This is a genomic window from Bradyrhizobium sp. HKCCYLRH3061, from assembly GCF_051168015.1.
GTDB lineage: Bacteria > Pseudomonadota > Alphaproteobacteria > Rhizobiales > Xanthobacteraceae > Bradyrhizobium.
The window spans coordinates 622,227-641,143 of the sequence record NZ_JBNPUE010000001.1 but is presented as its reverse complement, the minus strand read 5'-3'; the positions used below and the strand labels follow the sequence as shown (position 1 = coordinate 641,143).

The following is an 18,917-nucleotide window of genomic DNA, read 5'->3' as shown; positions in this document are numbered from 1 at the left end:
GGATCTTCCGTTGCGTCAGCCGCCGGTCATCGGCGGGAAGAACGCGATCTCGCGGGCGCCGGCGATGGCCGTATCCGGCTGCACATGGGTCTGGTCGATCGCGGTGCGGATCACCTTCGGCTTCTCGAACGCATAGGCGTAGCCCTCGCCGCGCGTGGTGAGCCAGGCGATCAGCTCGCTGACCGTGCGCACGTCCGCCGGCGGATCGATCGTCTCCTCGGCCTTGCCGACGCGCTCGCGCACCCAGGCGAAATACTTCACCTTCATCGCGAGTCTGCCTCGATGAGGTGGTGGATGCCGGCGCGGAAATAGTCGTAGCCGGTGTAGATGGTGAAGACCGCCGACAAGCCGAGCAGCCAGATTCCGATCCCGCTCACGATCGGACCCACGGACGTCGAGATCTGGGCGACCGCCGCATCGCCGGCCTCGCCTGCAAGCAGGAAGCCGATCGCCACCAGCTGCATCGTGGTCTTCCATTTGGCGACCTTGGTCACCGGCACCGAGACGCGCAGCGCGGCGAGATATTCGCGCAGGCCCGACACCAGGATCTCGCGGCACAGGATCACAATGGCCGCCCACAGCGACCAGTTCTGGATGGTGCTGTCGGCGGCCAGCATCAGCAGGCAGGAGGCGACCAGAAGCTTGTCCGCGATCGGGTCGAGCATACGGCCGAATGCCGATTGCTGGTTCCAGATCCGTGCGAAATGACCGTCGAGATAGTCGGTGATCCCAGCCGCAATGAACACCGCGACGGCGACCCAGCGGAGCCACAAAGGATACATCCAGACCGACTGCGCGTAGATGCAGCCGACCACGACCGGTATCGCGGCGATGCGCGTATAGGTCAGGATGTTCGGCAGGGACGTCGACGTCTTGCTGGGCACGCGTGTGGTCGCAATATTCATCCGGTGTACCAATACTGCCGCCGTTCGGACGTCAACCTCCGAGCCGAGCCGCTTCGGCAGGATGACGCAGATATGACGCTGTTCGCAACGAAGTCTTGCGGAGATAGGAACTCTCCCGCTCCGATACAAAGAGCGGTAACGCTTCCTTAAGCAACCGCACGCGGTCGCGCCAGTGTGGAGATCGGCGTGCCGCGGTGGGCGCGCCGATCGCTCTTATTGCGGTGCAATGACAGCGGCGCGAATGCCGCCGGTGATCAGATCGCCTCGGCCCCATGAACCGCGCACCAATGCGCCTGCCGTTCCGCGAACACGCGATCGCGTACATAGGCCAGCGTTTCGTCGTCGAAGGTCTCGATCACCTCCAGGCTGAACGACCCTTCGCCATGGGCGGCCCAGGCCGCCTGCAGCCCGCCGCGGCGATGGCCGCCCTGGCGCAGGGTGAACCACAGACGGTTCTGGATCTTGTCGAGGTCCGGCGCATAGCCGATCCAGCGCGCGCCGGTGGCGGCGCAGGTGACGGCAAAGATGCCGGCAGGGCTCTTGCGCTCCTTGTAGGCGGCGACCGCCGCCTTGCGCTGATCGGGGGTCATGAGGTGTCGCTCCAAAGTGAGGTGGGCTCAGCTCATGTAGAGCTTATTTTTGTCCGGGTAAATATATGGAAATCGAAATTTTTTCCTGACAGGTGTATCATAAAGTTGACGGGGCGGACCTCACCTGTAATAATATCCTTACAGGTGGAGAGCCGCGACGTATGCCCACTGAAGGCGATCAACTGCTGGACAGGCTGGCAGCGTTGGCCAATCCGCATCGGTTGCGGGTGGTGGCTGCTTTGCAGGCCCGGGGGCGCACCTATGTCAGCCAGTTGGCCCGCGAGCTCGGCATCAGCCGGCCATTGCTGCACCTTCATTTGCGCAAGCTCGAAGAGGCGGGGCTGGTCACCAGCCGGTTGGAGCTCTCCGCCGACGGCAAGGCGCTGAACTACTTCGAGGTTGCTCCCTTCGAGATCGCCCTGACGCCGTCCTCGATCGCCAAAGCAGCGGAGAGGCTGTCCGTCGTTCCATCCTCCATCAAACCGGAAGGAGACCAACATGGCTGACAAAGCCGCCATCTTCCTGCTCGTCACGATCCTCGTCCTTGTCACCATCATCCTGGTGTTTGCGATGAAGTATTTTGCGGCGGTCCGGCAGGCCGGACGGCAGGTCGCGACGGAGGAGGGCTTCCGCGCGCTGACCGAGCGAGCCGTTCGAGCGCAGGAGACGAGTGCAGAGCTGCTCGCCGCCCTCAAGGGCAGTCTGGGGCAGATCGAGCTGCGGCTCACCCAGGTCGAGAAGGTGCTGAAGGAGGTCGAATGATGACCACTCAACATCAGGCCGAGGAGCTGTCGCTGTTGAAGCGGATGCGCGCAGTCTCGCTCGTCGAAGGCAGCACATTGCTGCTGCTGGTGCTGGTGGCGGTGCCGCTGAAGCACTTTGCCGGCTTCGCCGTCGCCACCAGGATCATGGGTCCTGTCCACGGCCTCGCTTTCATGGGCTACATCTGGATGCTCATCCAGCTCGCAGCCGGCGGCGGCTGGTCGAGAACGGAGATCGTCCGGATGACAATGGCTGCGTTCGTGCCGTTCGGCGGCTTCGTCAATGCCCGCGTCCTGGCGCGACGCGAGATGCTGCTGGCGGCGCCATGATGGTCGAGTGGCTCAAGGCGCTGCACGTCGCCGCCGTACTGTGCTGGAGCGGCGGGTTGCTGGCCGCAGCGATCACCATCGCGGCGGCTGCGACCAAGGCAGAAGCGGCTGGTGCCGCCACCATGGTCGAGATCGTCAGCCGCTGGGACCGGCGTGTCACGACGCCGGCCATGCTCGTCGTGTGGGGCGCGGGCCTCGCACTCGCCATGCAGGGCCAATGGTTCGGCTCGCTTTGGCTGACGATCAAGCTCGGCATCGTGGTCGCGCTGTCCGCGCTGCACGGCGTGCTCGCGGGAACGCTGCGACGGCTTGCACGGTCCGAGTCGCCGGCGCCGCGCTGGTTCTCTCATGCGCCGCCGCTGATCGTCGGCAGCGCTGCTGCGATCGCCGTGCTCGTGGTCGTCAAGCCGTTCTGAGCTCCACAGGAACAGCGACGATGTCGTCGGCCCCTGTAGCACGAGGTTAAACCTTGATGGGCGGCTCGATCTGCGCGAGCTCGTCCTTCAGAGGCGGCCAGCTGTGGGCCATCACAACAGTGCTTAGGATGCCGCGCAGCGAGAAGCTGGCCTCGAAGATCTCGCCCGTTTCGGCCTCAAGTTCAAACGTGACCTTGGAGTCATCATCCATCGATGGGCCGCCCCACATGGAGCGGCCCATTACGATCGTAGGCAGCTTCGTTCGCTTCGCCATGAAGCCTCCCCATCTACACAAAGAACGTCTGACGGCGCGATTAACTAGCTCGCGTTGCTGTGAAAATACTCAAAGATCTTCCGTGCGCTTTCCGCCGAAACCCCCGGCACCTTGCCGAGGTCGGCGATCGAGGCGCGCTCGATCTCCTTGAGCGTGCCGAAGTGGTGCAGCAGCGCGCGCTTGCGCGACGGGCCGATGCCCGGGATCTCCTGCAGGCCGGCCTCGCGGATGTCCTTCTTTCGCAGCTTGCGGTGCGAGCCGATGACGAAGCGGTGCGCCTCGTCACGCAGGCGCTGGATGAAGTACAGCACGGGGTCGCGCGGCTCGAGCTTGATCGCCTCGCGCTCCGGGATGAACAGCGTCTCGCGTCCGGCGTCGCGGTCCGGCCCCTTGGCAACCGACATCAGCGCGACATTGGTGACGCCGAGCTCGGTGAAGATCTCGCGGACGGCGTTGAGCTGGCCGCGGCCGCCATCGATGATGACGAGATCGGGCCATTGCGGCACGTCGTCCTCCTTGGCCGCACGGGCGACATCCTTCTCCGACGGTGACACCAGCCGCTTGAAGCGGCGCTGCAGCACCTCCTTCATCATCGCGTAGTCGTCGCCGGGCGTCAGCCCTTCCGACCTGATGTTGAACTTGCGGTACTGGTTCTTCATGAAGCCGTCGGGGCCGGCGACGATCATCGCGCCGACCGCATTGGTGCCCTGGATGTGGCTGTTGTCGTAGACCTCGATGCGCCGGGGCACCTGCGGCAGGCCGAGCGTCGTCGTCATCGCATCCAGCAGCCGGCTCTGCGTCGCGGTGTCGGCGAGCTTGCGGCCCAGCGCCTCGCGCGCATTGGTCAGCGCGTGAGTGACCAGGTCCTTCTTCTCGCCGCGCTTCGGGCAGGACACCTCGACCTTGTGGCCGGCCTTGACGCACAGCGCCTCGGCGAGCAGCTCGGCCTCCTCGATCTCGTGCGACAGCAGAATCAGCTTCGGCGGCGGCTTGTCATCGTAGAACTGCGACAGGAAGGCGGACAGCACCTCCTCTTGTGTGAACGTCTTCTCGGCCCGCGGGAAGTAGGCGCGGTTGCCCCAGTTCTGGCCGGTGCGGAAGAAGAACACCTCGACGCAGGAATAGCCGCCCTCCTGGTGGATGGCGAACACATCGGCTTCCTCGACCGTGCGCGGGTTGATGCCCTGCTGGGAGGAGATCGCCGACAGTGCGGCGAGACGGTCGCGATAGACGGCCGCGGTCTCGAATTCGAGCTCGCTCGACGCCTTCTCCATCTCGCTCGCCAGCAGCGCCTTCACCGCCTGGCTGCGGCCGGACAGGAAGTCGGTCGCCTCGCGCACCAGCTCGGTATAGCCGGGGAAATCGATCTCCTGGGTGCAGGGACCGGCGCAGCGGCGGATCTGGTGCAACAGGCAGGGGCGGGTACGGCTCTCGAAGAACGAATCGGTGCAGGAGCGGATCAGGAAGGCGCGCTGCAGCGCCGTGATGGTGCGGTTGACGGCACCGGCCGAGGCGAACGGACCGAAATAGCGCCCCGGACGCGACTGCGCGCCGCGGTGCTTGAGGATTTGCGGCGCCCAATGGTCGCCGGTGATGAGGATGTAAGGGAACGATTTGTCATCGCGCAGCTGCACGTTGAAGCGCGGCTTGAGCTGCTTGATGAGGTTCGCTTCGAGCAGCAGCGCCTCGGTCTCCGTGGTGGTGGAGACGATCTCGACGGTCACGGTGGCTGCGATCATGCGCAGGATGCGCGCCGGCAGCGGCGCGTTGGCACGCGCATAGGACGACAGGCGCTTTTTGACGTTCTTGGCCTTGCCGACATAGAGCACGTCGTGGGCCGCGTTGAGCATGCGGTAGACGCCGGGCGAGGTCGGCGCCAGCCGCACCGCGTTCTCGATCGCCGCGTGGCCGATCGCGAGCGGGCCCTCGCCGACGGCCTCCAGGCTCTCCTCGGCCAGCTCCGGCAGCCGGCCGTCATCGTCCTCGTCTGCAGCCGAGGCGGCGGGGTCGAGATCGGGCGTGTCGATGGCCTCGGGCGGCAGGTCGGCCGTGGCGCCACGCCGGCTCGGGGGCGTCGGCGCCTTGGGTGGATCGGAGCTGTGGGTGGTCATGTCCGCAAATTAAGCGCTGCCGCGCCGTCTCGCCAGCTTGCGATCGCGCCATGCACAGGGCAGGGCGGTAACGCTCCGTTAAGCACGTTAATGGCCGGGTAACCCGGCTTAACAACGGCTTAACCTAAAACTCTCGATAAATGCTCACGAAAGAAGCGAGAGTTCCGTAACCACGCCGGCCCGCGCAGCACAGTCGCGCGGCGCATGCTCCGGCGGGTGACGGCGAGTGGCGTGGAGTGAGCGATGAACAGGTTCTTGGTCGGTGCTGCCGCCGCGGCGGGCTTGGGCGCGGCGGCTCTCGGATCGGTCTCGGCGCAGGCGGCGGACCTCGGCTACGGGCGCGGCGCGCCCTACACCGTCAACCAGCCCCTCAACGCCTACAGCTGGGCCGGCCCCTATCTCGGCGGCACGCTGGGCTATGAGTGGGGCACCGTCGGCAACAACCCGACCAAGCCGTCCGGTCTCAGCGGCGGCCTGACCGCGGGCTACAATTGGCAGAACGGCCCGTGGGTGTTCGGCGCCGAGGGCGACATCAACCTGACCGGCGCCAACGACACCTTCGCGCCGTGGAAGTTCTCCAACCCGTGGTTCGGCACCTTGCGCGGCCGCGCCGGCTACGCCTTCAACAACATCCTGTTCTACGGCACCGGCGGCCTCGCCTTTGGCGGCCTGCGCGCCGAGACCTTCGGTCTTTCGGAATCGCACACCACGGTGGGCTGGACGCTCGGCGCCGGCACCGAGTTCGGCCTGGCGCAGAACTGGACCGCCAAGATCGAGTATCTCTACGTCGATCTCGACAGCAGCAATTTCGTGATCACGGGGGCGAAGAACGACTATCGGTTTGGAATTGTGCGCGCAGGCATCAACTTCCACTTCTGATGGCAACGAGGGAATAGGAAGAAGAAACGTCCAACGACAACCTCCCGGCCGCTCGCGCGGCCGGGATTTTTTTGTCGGAGCGCTCCGTGCAATCGTGCATCATCGCGCGCGGCCTGCACGTACGAGCCGGCAATGCTGTGCACGCACACAGGCGCTGCCGACAGCTTCCAAACCAACGAAGAGTTGGCGTCGAGGCGCGTCCGGTTGCAATCACGCCGGCGCGTGAACGACCGCCAGGCGGGCTCGTCCTAAGACGATAGCACCAGGTTCACCGCTTTCGGGCCCTTGCCCTTCTTGTCCGGCTCGACCTCGAAGCTGATCCGCTGTCCTTCGGTCAGGTCCTTCAGGCCCGCGCGCTCCACCGCCGTGATGTGCACGAACACGTCGCGTCCACCGTCGTCCGGCTTGATGAAGCCGTAGCCGCGTTCACCGTTGAAGAACTTGACCGTCCCAGTCATGGCCATCGGGAAACTCCTCCCCCGCAATGCTTCCTCCACTGCGCGCCCTGCGCAGCGTCCGACCGGACATCACTTTGATCGGAAAGCGTTGGCCACCTTAACGCCCAGCGCTCGCCGCGCCGGATCGCCGGATCTTGTTAGGCCTTGATCACCCCGCCGCAACCATTCGCGGAAGCGGAACGTAAAGCCAGTCTTACAATCGGACACAATAATACGGTTCCGCGCCGATTGACTACGGCTTTTCGACCAGTAGCCGTTTCAAGCTTTGGGGAATTCGATTCGGAAGCGCGCCGCGCCGCCCTGGCCGAGCGGCTTCTGCAGTTCCTGCAGGATGAGCTTCAGCTCGTCATGCAATGTCCAGGGCGGGTTGACGATCAGCAGTCCGGTCGAGGTCAGCGCCTCGCCTTCGATCTGCGGTGCAACACTGAACTCGACCCGCAGCACCTTGCCGGGTGGCTTGGCCGCGGCCGCGAGCGCCGCGATGCGATCGCTCAGCTCTTCGGTGGCGCGCCGGCTCTTGGCGGGGTACCACAGCACGTAGATACCAGTGGTCCATTTCGCGAAGGCCGCGGCAAAGCGGTCGGCGAGCCGCTCGAACTCATCCTTCGCCTCGAACGCCGGATCGATCAGCACCACGCCCCGGCGCTCGTTCGGCGGCACGAAGGCGGGCAGGGCGACCCAGCCGTCGAGATCGACGACGCGGGCCTGGGTGTCGCGGCGCAACTGATCGATCAGCTGCTTGCGGGGGATCGGCGCCAGCTCGCACAGGGTCATGCGGTCCTGCGGCCGCAGCAGCGCGCGCGCGATCAGCGGCGAGCCGGGATAGGCGACGAGCTCGGCCGTCGGATTGAACGATCGGACGATATCCAGATAGGGCTGGACCAGCGCATAGACCTGATCCGACAGCCGCGCCTGCAGCAGGCGGGCAATGCCGGTGAGGAACTCGCCGCTGCGGGTGGCCTCGTCGCCGGTGAGATCGTACAGGCCAGCGCCGGCATGGGTGTCGATCACCCGGAACGCAGCGGGCTTCTCCTGGAGGTAGACCAGGATGCGCGTCAGCACGATGTGCTTGATGACGTCGGCGAAGCCGCCGGCGTGAAAGGCGTGTCGGTAGTTCATGCCGTCCGGGTTACGCCGTTCCGTGTCAAAAGGGTACCCCGTCGATGCGCCGCATGCCCTTTCGGAGAGCCGCGGATCAGCGCCGCCGCAACAGGGCCGCAGGCCGACGCGCTGCGGTCGCCCGATTCGCCGTCGCTAGCCGCCGCGGACCGGCGGCATGTTGACCTCGTCGCGCCGGCAGGCCTGCCGGTCGATCTCGTCGCAATTGCGAAACTCGAGGTCCTTCGACAGGCAGATCCGGACCTCGCTCAGCCGGGTGCGATTGCAGGTGACGGCAATGCCCGATGTCGTGAGCTTGGGGTTGGCCTTGATGAAGGCTTCCTCAACCGCCGCCGGCGTCACTGTCTTGGCTTCCGCGAGATCGAGAAATTCCGGCGGGATCTTGATGGCGGCCCGCGCCTTGCGGATGGCTTCGAAGTAGGCCTTCGCCGACACGCCGGCGCAGGTGCCGTGCTTGTCCCACTCGTTGTAGATCAGGCCCGGCGCCGGCATCAGGTCGAGCATCGAGGTCATGATGTTGCGCGGCAGGCGCGGCGCCGGCTGCTCGCAATATTCGGGGTAGCCGTTCTCGTATTGCGGCCACAGCCCGTGCACGACGAACGAGTAGGGCCGGCCGGTGCACTGTTGGGACCGGCTGCCGCGGCCGCCGCGCTCCTCCGCCTCGGCACAGTACGAGGGCGACCACGACAGCGAGAGAACGTAGAAGTCGAACGCGCCCGGCGCATTCTGGCGCCGGTCCTGCGCCGCGGCGGAGCCAGCCGCGAGCACACCGAGCAAGAGGGCAAAGCAGGCGATCGTTCTGGACAACAGGACGGCAGGTCGGCGCAGGCAATCGAACATGGCATACTCCCCGGACAATGCCAGGAGCCTACCAGCGCGCGGGAACATTTCAAGAACAAAAATGGCTGCCCCGAGGCAGCCATTGGTCAGCCGGCCGCTCGCGCGAGCGGGCGATGCGCCGGGAAAGGCGAATCAGGGCTTGGCGGCGCGGCAGGCCGGATTGAAGGCCCAGTTGCGATCGAGGCCGACGACGCAGAACTCGACGCCCTGGTCATAGCCGGCGAAGCCGCCATCCTCGATGATCGAGAAGTTGACGGTGCGCGCTTTGCCGTCGCTGATCATCACGCTGCCGGTGCAGAAGCGGCGCGGGATGTTGTCGGACTGCCAGGGCCGGAAGGCGATCTCGTGGACATTGGCGACGCCGGTGATCGTCAGCGAGGAATTCCAGAAGGTGCTCTCCTTGTCCTGGAATCGCGAGACGATGGTCGGAATGGCCGCCTCGCAAGGCGCGACCCGGCCGTCATATTTCGGGCCGGACAGCCAGAAGTTCATCTCGAGCGGGTTGGCCGCCTGGGCCGGCGCGGTCGCGACCGCGAGCAGCGCGCCGCATGCGGCACCGAACGTCTTGAAAGCTGAGCTGAAGTCGCGCATGGGCCGTCCGCAAGGCTGATCCGGGAGCGTGGACCGTGCCGCGGTGGCCACAGGAGGTCAAGTGCAACGCGGCAACACTCCACGATTAGTCCTGTTAACCCGGGGCCGGTGTTCTTTTCTTGACCGCACGGGACCTTTAGAATGGCAGGCCAGATCGAGGAGAATGCAATGCGGACGCTGATGGCCGGATTCGTGAAGACTGCAGGCCTCGTGGCCGCTGGGATGGTTCTGGTTGCCGCGTCCGCCCAGGCCGACGTGGTGCCGCCCTTCAAGGGCAATGACACCGGCGGCATCATCGCCTATCAGCTGGCCCAGACCACGGATGCGCGCCAGCTCGCGGTCGACCACTGCGCCTCCTACGGCAAGGTCGCGAAGTTCGGCGCCGTCGATGCGCGCTACGGCGGCTACGTCTCGTTCTCCTGCCGCTGGGTACCGTACGGCTCGGCGCAGCGGCCGCTGCGGACGCTCTACTGACCTTCCATCAACTGCCGTTCTCCTAATTGCCATCTTTTGGCGGCATTCGCTCTGGCATCGATCAACGAGCCGGAACGGGGGCACATGACCTGCACACGCATCGCAATCGGGCTGTTGGCCTGCTGCCTCCTGGGCGTGACCGCGAGCCATGAGGCTCGGGCCGTCGACCTGCCGGTGCGCAAGGCCGGCCTGTGGGAGCTGAAGATGATCAGATCCGGCGGTCAGCTGCCGGAGGCGACGATTCAGCACTGCACCGACGCGGCCACCGACAAGGAGATGAACAACTTCGCCTCTCCGATGGCGCAGCAGGTCTGCTCCAAGCAGGATATCCAGAAAACCGCGACCGGCTACGTCTCCGATTCGGTCTGCAATTTCGGCGGCATCAATACGACGTCGCATGCCGACATCACGGGCGATTTCAACTCGGCCTATACGGTGAAGACGATGTCGCGAGTCACGGGCGGTGCCGCCGGCACCGGGGTGAAGGACACCGCGATGACGATCGAGGCCAGATGGCTCGGCGCCTGCAAGCCCGACCAGAAGCCCGGGGACATCGTGATGCCCGGCGGCATGAAGATGAACGTCAAGGACATGGCCAAGCTGAAGGCCCTGATCCCGGGCGTGAAGCAGTAGGCGGGCGCTCGTTGCGCGTGATGGGCGCAGCGAGTGGATCGTCGCTCATTCGCGGACGCAAAGCACGATCTTCCCGATATGCCGGCCCGTCTCCATGCGGGCATGCGCATCGGCCGCCTCGGACAGGCGATAGGTGCTGTCGATGTGCGGCCGAATGGCCGTTCCGAGAAGAGGCCAGATCCGCTGCCGCAGTTCGGTCGCGATGCGCCGCTTGAGATCGAGCGACGTCGACCGCAGGAACGCGCCGGTGATGCTGGCCCGGCGCGCCATCAGGCTGCGCAGCGGCACCGCCAGCTCCTTGCCCTGTCCAGCCGAGAGCTGGGCGATCCGTCCACCCATGGCGAGCGCCGCAAGGTCCTGCGCGATGTGGGCGCCGGCGGAGGTGTCGAGGATGCAGTCGACCCCGCGCGTCCCCGTCGCCGCGCGGATCTGCTCGGCGAGATCGGGATCGGCATAGTCGAACACGGCGCTGCAGCCGAGCCCGAGTGCCAGGGCGCGCTTCTCCGCGGTGCCGGCGGTGGCAATGACGGGATGCCCCAGCGCGCGCAGCAGCTGGATCGCGATCGTGCCGACGCCGCTGCTGCCGCCGTGAATCAGGGCGGTCTCGCCGGGCGCCATGCGCATCAGCTCGAAGAAGTTGAACCAGGTCGTGAACAGCGCCTCGGGTAGGGCGGCGCCTTGGATCCAGTCAAGGCTGCTCGGCAGGTCCAGCGCAAGATGCTGATCGGTGGCGACGTATTGCGCGTATGAGCCGCCGTCGGTCAGCGCCATCACCGCTTGACCCAGCCGTTCCGGGGAAACGTCGGCGCCGCAGGCCACGATGCGCCCCGAGGCTTCCAATCCCGGTATGGGATTGGGCTCCCGCGACGGCCCGGCAGCGCGCTGGTTGCAGTCGTGACGGTTGATGCCGGCGGCGGCGACCTCGATCAGGACGTCGTCGGGGCCGAGCCGCGGGACCGGCCAGTCCTGTCGCTCTGACAGGACCTCCGGGCCGCCCGCGGCGGTGATGATGACGGCGCGCTGATCGTCCGGAATCATGTGTGGTCGCTCATGTGCTCACTTGCCGACCAGGCCGCACTTGCTGCGGTCGAGCGGACGAAACGCCTGATCGGGGGCGATCTTCGTCACCAGCTTGACGAAGTCCCAGGGGCCCTTCGATTCGGCGGGAGTCTTGACCTGGACGAGGTACAGGTCGTGCACCATGCGCTGGTCGTCGCGGATCTGACCGTGGTCCGCATAGGCGTCCGAGACCGGTGTGGATTTCATCTTCGCCATCACCGTTGCGCCGTCGTCGCTGTCCGCATCCTTCACCGCCTGCAGAAAGTGCCGCACGGCCGAGTAGACTCCGGCCTGGATCTGTGACGGCATCGCCTTGCGGCGCGCGTAGAACGCGTCGGAGAAGCGGCGCGCGGCGGGGGAGGCGTCCTCGAAGAAGCTGGTGACGATGAGATCGCCCTGCGTCGCCTTGAGGCCGATGGCTTCGATGTCGACGTTCTGGAACGACATCGGCACGATCTTCATCCCCTGGGCCGCAAGCCCGAATTCCTCGGCCTGCTTGATGGCGGTGGCATTGTCGCCGGCGACGTTGAGCGCCAGGATCTTGGCGCCGGAGGCCTGGGCCTGCAACAGGAACGAGCCGTAATCCGGCGTGCCGAGCTGCGCCTTGACGCTGCCGGCGACCGTGCCGCCGAGCTCGGCGATGCGGGCGCGCGCGGTCGCCTCGACCGAATGGCCGAACGCATAGTCGCCGGTGATGAAGAACCACGGCTCCTTGCTGGTCTGCATGATGCCCGAGACGACGGCGGTGGCGGTCGAATAGGCGTCGTGCGTCCATTGCACCGAGGTCGGCGCGCACGCCTCGTCGGTGAGCTGGTTGGCGCCGGCCCCCGAGATCAGGAAGATCCTGCCGTTGCTGCGCACCAGCTCCTGGACGCCGAGCGCCGCGCCGGAGCTGCCGCCGTCCGCGATCGCCTGCACGCCGTCCTGTTCGAACCAGCGCCGGGCGATCGCGACCGCGATATCCGGCTTGTTCTGGTGGTCCGCCTGAAGGATCTCGATCGGCCTGCCGTTGATGTTGCCGCCGAATTCCTCTGCGGCCATCCGTGCCGCTTCCACCGAGCCGGGCCCCATCGCGGTCGCAAAGATGCCGGTCATGTCGGTGAGCACGCCAATCCGGATGGCTTTCCCTTTGATGTCCGCCTGCGCGGATGAGCCTGCAAGCAGCAACAGCGCGGCGATGCCCGCTGTGAGACGTCGCGACATGATGATCCTCCCCGGATTCAACGACTTTGTTTGTTATGTCGTGTTTGATTGGTGCGCCGCGCGGTTCCGCGAGGCGGAGACGTCAGGCCGCCGGTTCGGCGGCCACGGGATTGCGCAGGACGCCGATGCCCGAGATCTCGACCTCGACCGTATCGCCGGGCTTCATGAACAGTGGCGGGGTGCGCTTGAAGCCGACGCCTCCCGGCGTGCCGGTGACGATCACGTCGCCCGGCAGCAAGGTCATGATCTCCGAGCAATAGACGATCAGATCAGGCACGTCGGTGATGAGCAGGTCCGTGGTGGTCCGCTGCACGGTCTCGCCATTGAGGCGGGTCTGCAGCGTCAGCCTGGACGGGTCGGGAATTTCGTCGGCGGTGACGAGCCAGGGGCCGAACGCGCCGGACTGGTCGAAGGTCTTGCCCGACAGGAATTGCGACGTATGGCGCTGCCAGTCGCGGATGCTGCCTTCATTGTAGCAGGAATAGCCGGCGATGTGCGTGAGCGCGTCCTCGCGCCGGACATGCCGGCCGGCTTTCCCGATCACGAGCGCGAGCTCGCCCTCGTAGTCGAAATGATCGGAGACAGCAGGGCGAACGATCGGTTGCAGATGTCCCACCTGGCTGGTCGGAAAGCGCGCGAACAGCGCCGGCTTCTCGGTGACGGTTCGCCCGGTCTCGGCGACGTGGTCGCGATAGTTCAGGCCGACGCAGATGATCTTGCCGGGATCGGGAATGACGGGCGCAAAGGCGATCGCGTCGAGCGGATAGTCGGCCGGTTCGGAGGCGAGCAGCGCGGCGGCGTCGCCGAGCGCATGGGCCTCAAGCAGCGCGCGCAGGCTCTTCGACGACAGCCGCCGGCCGAGGTCGACGACGCCGTCGCCTTTCACTACGCCGTAGCCGGCACGACCGTCGATGACAAAGGAAACCAGCTTCATACGTGAACCCTCTCAAAAGGAACGAAAACGCTCAGGCCGCGTTCGGCAGCGGTGTGAGGAAGGCGAGGCCTGACAACAGCACCGCGGGATCTTCGCCCGTGCGGACAGCGCCCAGGATGTAGCGGTCGGGGCGCATCAGCACGGCGTCGAAGCCGTGCTGATCGAGCCAGCCGTCGAGGCCGCCAGCTTCCTCGCCGCAGATGACGGCGACGTCAGCGGCCGTCAGGCGGGCATGATGCTGCTCGATCACTGCGACACCGAGTCCTGACCGGCACAACAGCGCGAAGCGATAACCGATGCGGTCGTCGCTGCGGCCGAGATCGCGGCTGCGGAATTGCGGCGCCAGCTTTCCGGTCATGCTGCGATCGCCGCAGGCCAAGCCCGGGCCGAGCAGCGGCTTCTGCACGTCGAGCTTGAGCTGGCCGTCGCCCTGTGCCGTGCCGGTCGCGAGCGCCGACTCGACCGCCTTGGTGTTGATGAGTCCGCCCAGCCGGATCGCGAGCTCGATGAACTCGCGTACATGCGGCGCGCGCTCGCTTTGATAGGTGTCGAGAAGATCAGGCGTTGCCTTGCCGGCGATCACATGGGCCAGCTTCCACGCGAGGTTGGCTGCATCGCGAATGCCGGCACACATGCCTTGGCCAAGGAACGGCGGGGTCTGATGCGCGGAATCACCTGCGAGCAGCAACCGTCCGCTACGCCATTGCTGCGCCACCGCTGAGTGGAAGGTGTAGACAGCGGCGCGTTCGATCTCGGCCTCTGCGGGCCGGAGCCAGGGCGAGAGCAGCTCCCACACGCGCGCCGGCCGCGTGATCTCGGCGGCGTCTTCGTCAGGCTGAACCGCAATTTCCCAGCGTCGGCGGTTGCCGGTGCCGCGAATGTAGGTCGCGGGACGCTGCTTGTTGCAGTGCTGGACGCTGAAATCGCCGAGATCGGTCCGCTCTTGCCTGAGCAGCACGTCGCAGACCAGCCAGCGCTCGTGAAAGCCGAGATCGTCCAGCGCCGAGCCGATGAAGCGCCGCACGAGCGAGCGTGCTCCGTCGCAGCCGACCACATAGGCGCAGGAGATATCGACCAGCTGGCCCGTGGCGAGATCCTCATAGCGAACGCGGGCGCCGTCCTGGTTCTGCTCCAGCGCGAACACATCGCAGCGCGTGCGCAGCTCGACATGAGGCCAGCGCTCCAGGCCATTGTTGAGCACGGCTTCGAGATCGGGCTGGTGAAAGCGGTAGCTCAGATTCCAGCCCATCGCTGTCGGCTCGCTGGGGCGCGGCCAGTCCAGCAGCAACCGTCCCTCCGCATCGACGAAGCGCATCCCGGGACTTAAAGTGATGTGGGGCAGGATGGCGTCGGCGAGACCGATGGTCTGGAACACGCGCATGCATTCGTCATCGAAATGCACTGCGCGCGGCAAGTGATAAGCCTTGGCTTCGCGCTCCAGGACCAGGGTGCGGATGCCGCACAGGCCGAGCAGGTTGGCGAGCGTCGAGCCGACGGGCCCGCGACCGACGATGACGACGTCGAAGCTTCCGGAGTGTGCGGCCATGTTGCTCATGGTCGCATCTGTTCCGCAACCGCCTCGCACCTTCAAGGCGCGGTCACGAACTGTCCGCCCAGCGGACGCTCAGGCCTGGACGGGGATCGCGGCTGCGGCGTCGCGCAATGGCGCCGCGTACTGGGCGACAGCCTCCTCCAGGGTCATGGCGGAGCGGATCCAGATGATCGACATGCAGCCGAACACGACGTCGCCCCGCACGATCGGCACCGCGATCGATGACGTCTTCGGATTGAACTCGCCTTCGTTGCGGATTGCATAGCCGCGCTGAGACGTTTCATTCATCATGCGCTGCAGCCGCTCGGGCGCGAGGAAGGAAGCGTCCTCGGCATCCTCGATGCGTCGCAGGTGGTTGATGATGATGTCCCGCTCGGCGGGTGGGCAAGCGGCGAGATAGGCCCGGCCGGCCGAGGTCTGCAGCATCGGCAGGCGCTTGCCGATCATGCTGCGATCGATCGAGAGCGGGCTGCGCGCATGCGTGGTCTCCTGGATGACCATCGCGCCGTTCTCATAAGTCGACAGATCGACCGGCCAGATCAGGCTGCGGCTGAGCTCGGCGAGATAGGGCGCGGCGACCTGGCAGATGAAGATGCCGGGATCATAGCCGTCTCCGAGGCTCAGCGCGTGGCGCGTCACCCGGAAGCGGTCGTCGCTGGCGCTGCGCGCGACATAGCCGAGTTCCTCGAGTGTTTCGAGCAACCGATAGACCGTGGGCCGCGGCAGATCGAGCTGGCGGGCCACGTCGCCGGCGCGAATGCCGCCGGACCGATTGACCGCGCGCAGCACGTCGAGGCCCCGCTTGAAGGCGCGGACACCCTCCGCAGGACGGGCTTGCGGAGATCGCGTCCGTTGCTTGGACACTTGGAAAATCCTCCCTGTTCTTCGTTTCCGTCCGCCGATACCGTCTTGAGAACGCGAGCCGGATGCAGGGGCGGCAGTCTACTGCAGGACCGCGCGGAGCTGATACGAAATTCCGCCCGCGCCTTTCGGGAGACAACAAGATGGAAATAACGGCGCTCGGTTACATCGGCATCAAGTCGTCCCAGGCGGAGCAGTGGGGACGCATGGCGACCGAACTCCTCGGGATGCAGCGCGTGGATCGCGCGGCCAGCGTGCAGGCCTATCGGATGGATGATCGCAAGCAGCGGCTGATCGTCGATGGCAGCGGCGATGGCGGGCTCGCCGTCATGGGCTGGGAGGTCGGCGACGGCGCCGCGCTCGCGCGCCTGGCGGGCCGTCTCGACGACAACGGCGTGAAGGTGGCCCGTGGTTCGCAGGCGCTGGCCGATGAGCGTCATGTCACCGAGCTGATCTGCTTTCAGGATCCCGCCGGCCACACGATCGAGGTGTTCTGGGGGGCGGCCGTCGCCTCGGATCCCTTCAGGCCAGGACGTCCGATCTCCGGTTTTCGCACCGGGCCGCTCGGCATGGGACACGTCGTGCTCAATGTCGAGGACGTCGAGCCGCTGCTGCGGTTCTATCGCGACCTGCTCGGCTTCCAAGTGTCCGACTTCGGCCTGACGCCTTACAAGCTGTATTTCTTCCACGTCAACGGCCGCCACCATAGTTTTGCGATGGTCGGCTCGGGCCGCCGCACGCTGCATCATTTCATGGTGGAGCTCGGCAGTCTCGACGACGTCGGCCAGGGCTACGACCTGGCGCAGCTCGACGATGGGCGCGTGGCCTATACGCTGGGCCGTCATACCAACGACCACATGACCTCGTTCTACGTCAACACGCCCTCCGGCTTCTTCATCGAATATGGCTGGGGCGGCCGGCTGATCGATCCCGCGACCTGGCAGCCGCACGAGACCTTCGACGGTCCGTCATTGTGGGGACACGAGCGCTTGTATTTGCCGGATGAGCAGCGCAAGCGCCTGCGCGACATGCGGCTGTCCGCGGCTGCACGCGGCGTTCGCGTGCCGGATCCGCGCGTTCCGCCGCTGAACTGCGCGTGGCTCGACGCCGTGATCGCGCAGGAATGAGCTAAACCGGCGCGCTACACCGGGATCCGCACGCTCGCGCGCAGGCCGCCCATCGGGCTGTCACCCAGCGTGATATCGCCGCCGTGCGAGCGCGCGATGTCGCGGGCGATGGCGAGGCCGAGGCCGGTGCCGCCCTCGTCCTGGTTGCGTGCGTCGTCGAGGCGCAGGAACGGCTTGAACACCTCCTCGCGCATGTCGGCCGGGATGCCCGGGCCGTCATCGTCGACGGTGATGGTGAGGTAGCGGTGGTCGCGATGGCCGGTGATGGCGATCGCGTCGGCATGGCGGGCGGCGTTGGAGACGAGATTGCCGAGGCAGCGCTTCAGCGCCTGCGGCTTCACGGTGACCACCGGCAGGCCGTGGAACGACACCGTGGCGGAATGGCCGTTGCGCTCGGCGTCGCTGCGCAGCTCCTCGAGCGCGTTGGAGATGTCGGTCGGCTGCGCGATCTCGCCATTGTCGCCGCGCGCGAAGGCGAGATAGTCCTCCAGCATGTGCGACATCTCGTCGACGTCCTTGCGCATGGCGTCGATCTCCGGGCTGTCGCCGAGCAGCGCCAGCTCAAGCTTGAAGCGCGTCAGGATGGTGCGCAGATCGTGGCTGACGCCTGCCAACATCGCCGTGCGCTGCTCGAGGGTGCGCTCGATGCGCGCCTTCATCTCCAGGAAGGCGTGCGCCGCGCGCCGCACCTCGCGCGCGCCGCGCGGGCGGAAGTTCGGCACCTCGCGGCCCTTGCCGAAACTCTCGGCGGCATCCGCGAGCCGCAGGATCGGCTTGATCTGGTTGCGCAGGAACAGCACCGAGACGATCAGCAGGATCGACGACGTGCCGACCATCCAGAACAGGAAGATGTCGGTGTTCGACGCATAGGCCGCGCCACGCTGCGCGAACACGCGCATCACGGCGTCATCGAGCGCGATGCGGATCTCGACCAGGTTTGAGCGGCCGACGGTGTCGATCCAGAACGGGCGGCTGATCTGGCGGCCGATCTGGCTCGACAGCGACTGGTCGAGCAGGTTGAAGAACGGTTTTGGCCCCGGCGGCGGCATGTCGCCGGCCGGCAGGAAGTCGACCACGAGATTGAGCCGCTGCTGCGCGATCCGGCGCAGCATGGTGCGGTCCTTGTCCTGCGGATAGCCCTTGTAGATGTCGATCAGCGCGGCGACGTCCTGCACCACGGCGGCGGACAGGCGTCGCGTCACCGTGTTCCAGTGCCGCTCCATGAACACGCCCGCGACCACCGTCTGCAGGATCACCATCGGCACGATCATGATCAGCAGCGCCCGCGCATACAGGCCGGTCGGCATCCAGCCCTTGAAGGCGTTGCCGACGATGCTGTTGGCGCGCGACACGCGGCGGGAGGCGGTGCGGATCAGGGTGAGGCCGGTGTCGAGCGTGGTCATGCGGATCTGCTCTCACGGGTGACGCTGCCGTCATTGCGAGGAGCGAAGCGACGAAGCAATCCAGGGTCATCGCGGGACTCTGGATTGCTTCGCTTCGCTCGCAATGACGGGGAGAGATTGGGGCGCCTCAACTCTTGCGGCGAGGAAGTGAGAGCCGCAGCCCTGGCGGATGGGTTCGAAGTTCTTGCACCGGCGATGGTCTGCTCCCTCTCCCCGTTCTTACAGGGAGAGGGCTGGGGTGAGGGGCAGCCGCACGGGGAGTGTTTGTGGTGAGACCTGTACTCCCTCACCCGGATTGCATCTGACGATGCAATCCGACCTCTCCCCGCAGGCGGGGAGAGGCTGAGACCGCGCTCGTGGCGAGAGCTCGAATCCAACCGGAGAGAATAAGCGTGCT

General features: G+C 66.1%; 23 protein-coding genes. 8 read left to right on the top strand and 15 right to left on the bottom strand.

Features of this window, described 5'->3' with window-relative positions; genetic code table 11:
* Positions 1-15 precede the first annotated feature (15 nt).
* From moaD to ACQR2C_RS03065, 3 genes are all read right to left on the bottom strand, one after another.
* Positions 16-267, bottom strand: coding sequence for a molybdopterin converting factor subunit 1 (gene moaD, locus ACQR2C_RS03075; protein ID WP_434880398.1), 252 nt, complete (start codon positions 265-267; stop codon positions 16-18).
* The gene (pgsA, locus tag ACQR2C_RS03070; RefSeq protein WP_434839406.1) at positions 264-905 is read right to left on the bottom strand and encodes a CDP-diacylglycerol--glycerol-3-phosphate 3-phosphatidyltransferase; all 642 of its coding nucleotides are present in this window, start codon (positions 903-905) and stop codon (positions 264-266) included. Before pgsA ends, moaD begins: the two co-directional genes overlap by 4 nt.
* A gap of 254 nt (positions 906-1,159) precedes the next feature.
* Positions 1,160-1,495 carry a GIY-YIG nuclease family protein gene (locus tag ACQR2C_RS03065; protein ID WP_434880397.1) on the bottom strand — a complete coding sequence of 112 codons (336 nt, stop codon included), beginning with the start codon at positions 1,493-1,495 and terminating at the stop codon, positions 1,160-1,162.
* A 161-nt stretch (positions 1,496-1,656) separates the two neighbouring features.
* Between ACQR2C_RS03065 and ACQR2C_RS03060 the strand changes: the two genes are divergently transcribed.
* Genes ACQR2C_RS03060 through ACQR2C_RS03045 form a run of 4 tightly spaced genes read left to right on the top strand, consistent with a single transcriptional unit; the run spans position 1,657 to position 3,002 of the window.
* Entirely contained in the window at positions 1,657-2,001 is a 345-nt protein-coding gene (locus ACQR2C_RS03060; RefSeq protein WP_434880396.1) for an ArsR/SmtB family transcription factor, read from the top strand.
* On the top strand, positions 1,994-2,257 hold the full coding sequence (locus tag ACQR2C_RS03055) for a hypothetical protein (protein WP_315801953.1): 264 nt from the start codon (positions 1,994-1,996) through the stop codon (positions 2,255-2,257). The genes ACQR2C_RS03060 and ACQR2C_RS03055 overlap by 8 nt, the downstream gene beginning before the upstream one ends.
* Entirely contained in the window at positions 2,254-2,586 is a 333-nt protein-coding gene (locus ACQR2C_RS03050; protein WP_315801954.1) for a DUF3817 domain-containing protein, read from the top strand. The genes ACQR2C_RS03055 and ACQR2C_RS03050 overlap by 4 nt, the downstream gene beginning before the upstream one ends.
* On the top strand, positions 2,583-3,002 hold the full coding sequence (locus tag ACQR2C_RS03045; protein WP_316183206.1) for a CopD family protein: 420 nt from the start codon (positions 2,583-2,585) through the stop codon (positions 3,000-3,002). Before ACQR2C_RS03050 ends, ACQR2C_RS03045 begins: the two co-directional genes overlap by 4 nt.
* Positions 3,003-3,048: 46 nt before the next feature.
* On the opposite strand, the gene ACQR2C_RS03040 is transcribed toward ACQR2C_RS03045, so the two are convergent.
* Together ACQR2C_RS03040 and uvrC are read right to left on the bottom strand one after the other, a co-directional pair.
* Complete coding sequence (locus ACQR2C_RS03040) at positions 3,049-3,276, bottom strand: hypothetical protein (protein WP_316183205.1); 228 nt, start codon at positions 3,274-3,276, stop codon at positions 3,049-3,051.
* Between the two features lie 44 nt (positions 3,277-3,320).
* Positions 3,321-5,387, bottom strand: a complete 2,067-nt coding sequence (gene uvrC, locus ACQR2C_RS03035; RefSeq protein ID WP_434880395.1) for an excinuclease ABC subunit UvrC — start codon at positions 5,385-5,387, stop codon at positions 3,321-3,323.
* A gap of 243 nt (positions 5,388-5,630) precedes the next feature.
* On the opposite strand from uvrC, the gene ACQR2C_RS03030 reads away from it, so the two are divergent.
* Positions 5,631-6,266 carry an outer membrane protein gene (locus ACQR2C_RS03030; protein ID WP_434880394.1) on the top strand — a complete coding sequence of 212 codons (636 nt, stop codon included), beginning with the start codon at positions 5,631-5,633 and terminating at the stop codon, positions 6,264-6,266.
* Between the two features lie 248 nt (positions 6,267-6,514).
* Here ACQR2C_RS03030 and ACQR2C_RS03025 read toward each other — a convergent pair whose 3' ends face one another.
* From ACQR2C_RS03025 to ACQR2C_RS03010, 4 genes are all read right to left on the bottom strand, one after another.
* The gene (locus tag ACQR2C_RS03025; RefSeq protein WP_006612991.1) at positions 6,515-6,730 is read right to left on the bottom strand and encodes a cold-shock protein; all 216 of its coding nucleotides are present in this window, start codon (positions 6,728-6,730) and stop codon (positions 6,515-6,517) included.
* Between the two features lie 252 nt (positions 6,731-6,982).
* Positions 6,983-7,843 (bottom strand): 23S rRNA (adenine(2030)-N(6))-methyltransferase RlmJ, encoded by an 861-nt coding sequence (locus ACQR2C_RS03020; protein WP_316183203.1) that lies wholly within the window; start codon positions 7,841-7,843, stop codon positions 6,983-6,985.
* Between the two features lie 135 nt (positions 7,844-7,978).
* Positions 7,979-8,683 carry a ribonuclease T2 family protein gene (locus ACQR2C_RS03015; protein ID WP_434880393.1) on the bottom strand — a complete coding sequence of 235 codons (705 nt, stop codon included), beginning with the start codon at positions 8,681-8,683 and terminating at the stop codon, positions 7,979-7,981.
* A 132-nt stretch (positions 8,684-8,815) separates the two neighbouring features.
* Positions 8,816-9,274: a hypothetical protein gene (locus tag ACQR2C_RS03010; protein ID WP_315801959.1), complete on the bottom strand. Its 459-nt coding sequence runs from the start codon at positions 9,272-9,274 to the stop codon at positions 8,816-8,818.
* Between the two features lie 168 nt (positions 9,275-9,442).
* Between ACQR2C_RS03010 and ACQR2C_RS03005 the strand changes: the two genes are divergently transcribed.
* Positions 9,443-9,748: a hypothetical protein gene (locus ACQR2C_RS03005; RefSeq protein WP_316236974.1), complete on the top strand. Its 306-nt coding sequence runs from the start codon at positions 9,443-9,445 to the stop codon at positions 9,746-9,748.
* Positions 9,749-9,832: 84 nt separating this feature from the next.
* Positions 9,833-10,381 (top strand): DUF3617 domain-containing protein, encoded by a 549-nt coding sequence (locus ACQR2C_RS03000; RefSeq protein WP_316183201.1) that lies wholly within the window; start codon positions 9,833-9,835, stop codon positions 10,379-10,381.
* Between the two features lie 45 nt (positions 10,382-10,426).
* Here the strand turns inward: ACQR2C_RS03000 and ACQR2C_RS02995 are convergent, their stop codons facing one another.
* The 5 genes from ACQR2C_RS02995 to ACQR2C_RS02975 form a co-directional block, all read right to left on the bottom strand.
* Entirely contained in the window at positions 10,427-11,419 is a 993-nt protein-coding gene (locus ACQR2C_RS02995; RefSeq protein ID WP_434880392.1) for an NAD(P)H-quinone oxidoreductase, read from the bottom strand.
* 18 nt (positions 11,420-11,437) lie between these two features.
* Positions 11,438-12,643 (bottom strand): ABC transporter substrate-binding protein, encoded by a 1,206-nt coding sequence (locus ACQR2C_RS02990; protein ID WP_434880391.1) that lies wholly within the window; start codon positions 12,641-12,643, stop codon positions 11,438-11,440.
* A gap of 82 nt (positions 12,644-12,725) precedes the next feature.
* Complete coding sequence (locus ACQR2C_RS02985) at positions 12,726-13,577, bottom strand: fumarylacetoacetate hydrolase family protein (RefSeq protein ID WP_316236865.1); 852 nt, start codon at positions 13,575-13,577, stop codon at positions 12,726-12,728.
* Between the two features lie 31 nt (positions 13,578-13,608).
* Positions 13,609-15,132 carry a bifunctional 3-(3-hydroxy-phenyl)propionate/3-hydroxycinnamic acid hydroxylase gene (locus ACQR2C_RS02980; RefSeq protein ID WP_434880390.1) on the bottom strand — a complete coding sequence of 508 codons (1,524 nt, stop codon included), beginning with the start codon at positions 15,130-15,132 and terminating at the stop codon, positions 13,609-13,611.
* 69 nt (positions 15,133-15,201) lie between these two features.
* Complete coding sequence (locus ACQR2C_RS02975) at positions 15,202-15,993, bottom strand: DNA-binding transcriptional regulator (protein WP_316183197.1); 792 nt, start codon at positions 15,991-15,993, stop codon at positions 15,202-15,204.
* A 140-nt stretch (positions 15,994-16,133) separates the two neighbouring features.
* Between ACQR2C_RS02975 and ACQR2C_RS02970 the strand changes: the two genes are divergently transcribed.
* A complete protein-coding gene (locus tag ACQR2C_RS02970) occupies positions 16,134-17,117 on the top strand; it encodes a VOC family protein (protein WP_434880389.1) in 984 nt (327 codons plus the stop codon).
* A gap of 14 nt (positions 17,118-17,131) precedes the next feature.
* On the opposite strand, the gene ACQR2C_RS02965 is transcribed toward ACQR2C_RS02970, so the two are convergent.
* Entirely contained in the window at positions 17,132-18,520 is a 1,389-nt protein-coding gene (locus ACQR2C_RS02965) for an ATP-binding protein (RefSeq protein ID WP_316183195.1), read from the bottom strand.
* Between the last annotated feature and the right edge of the window lie 397 nt (positions 18,521-18,917).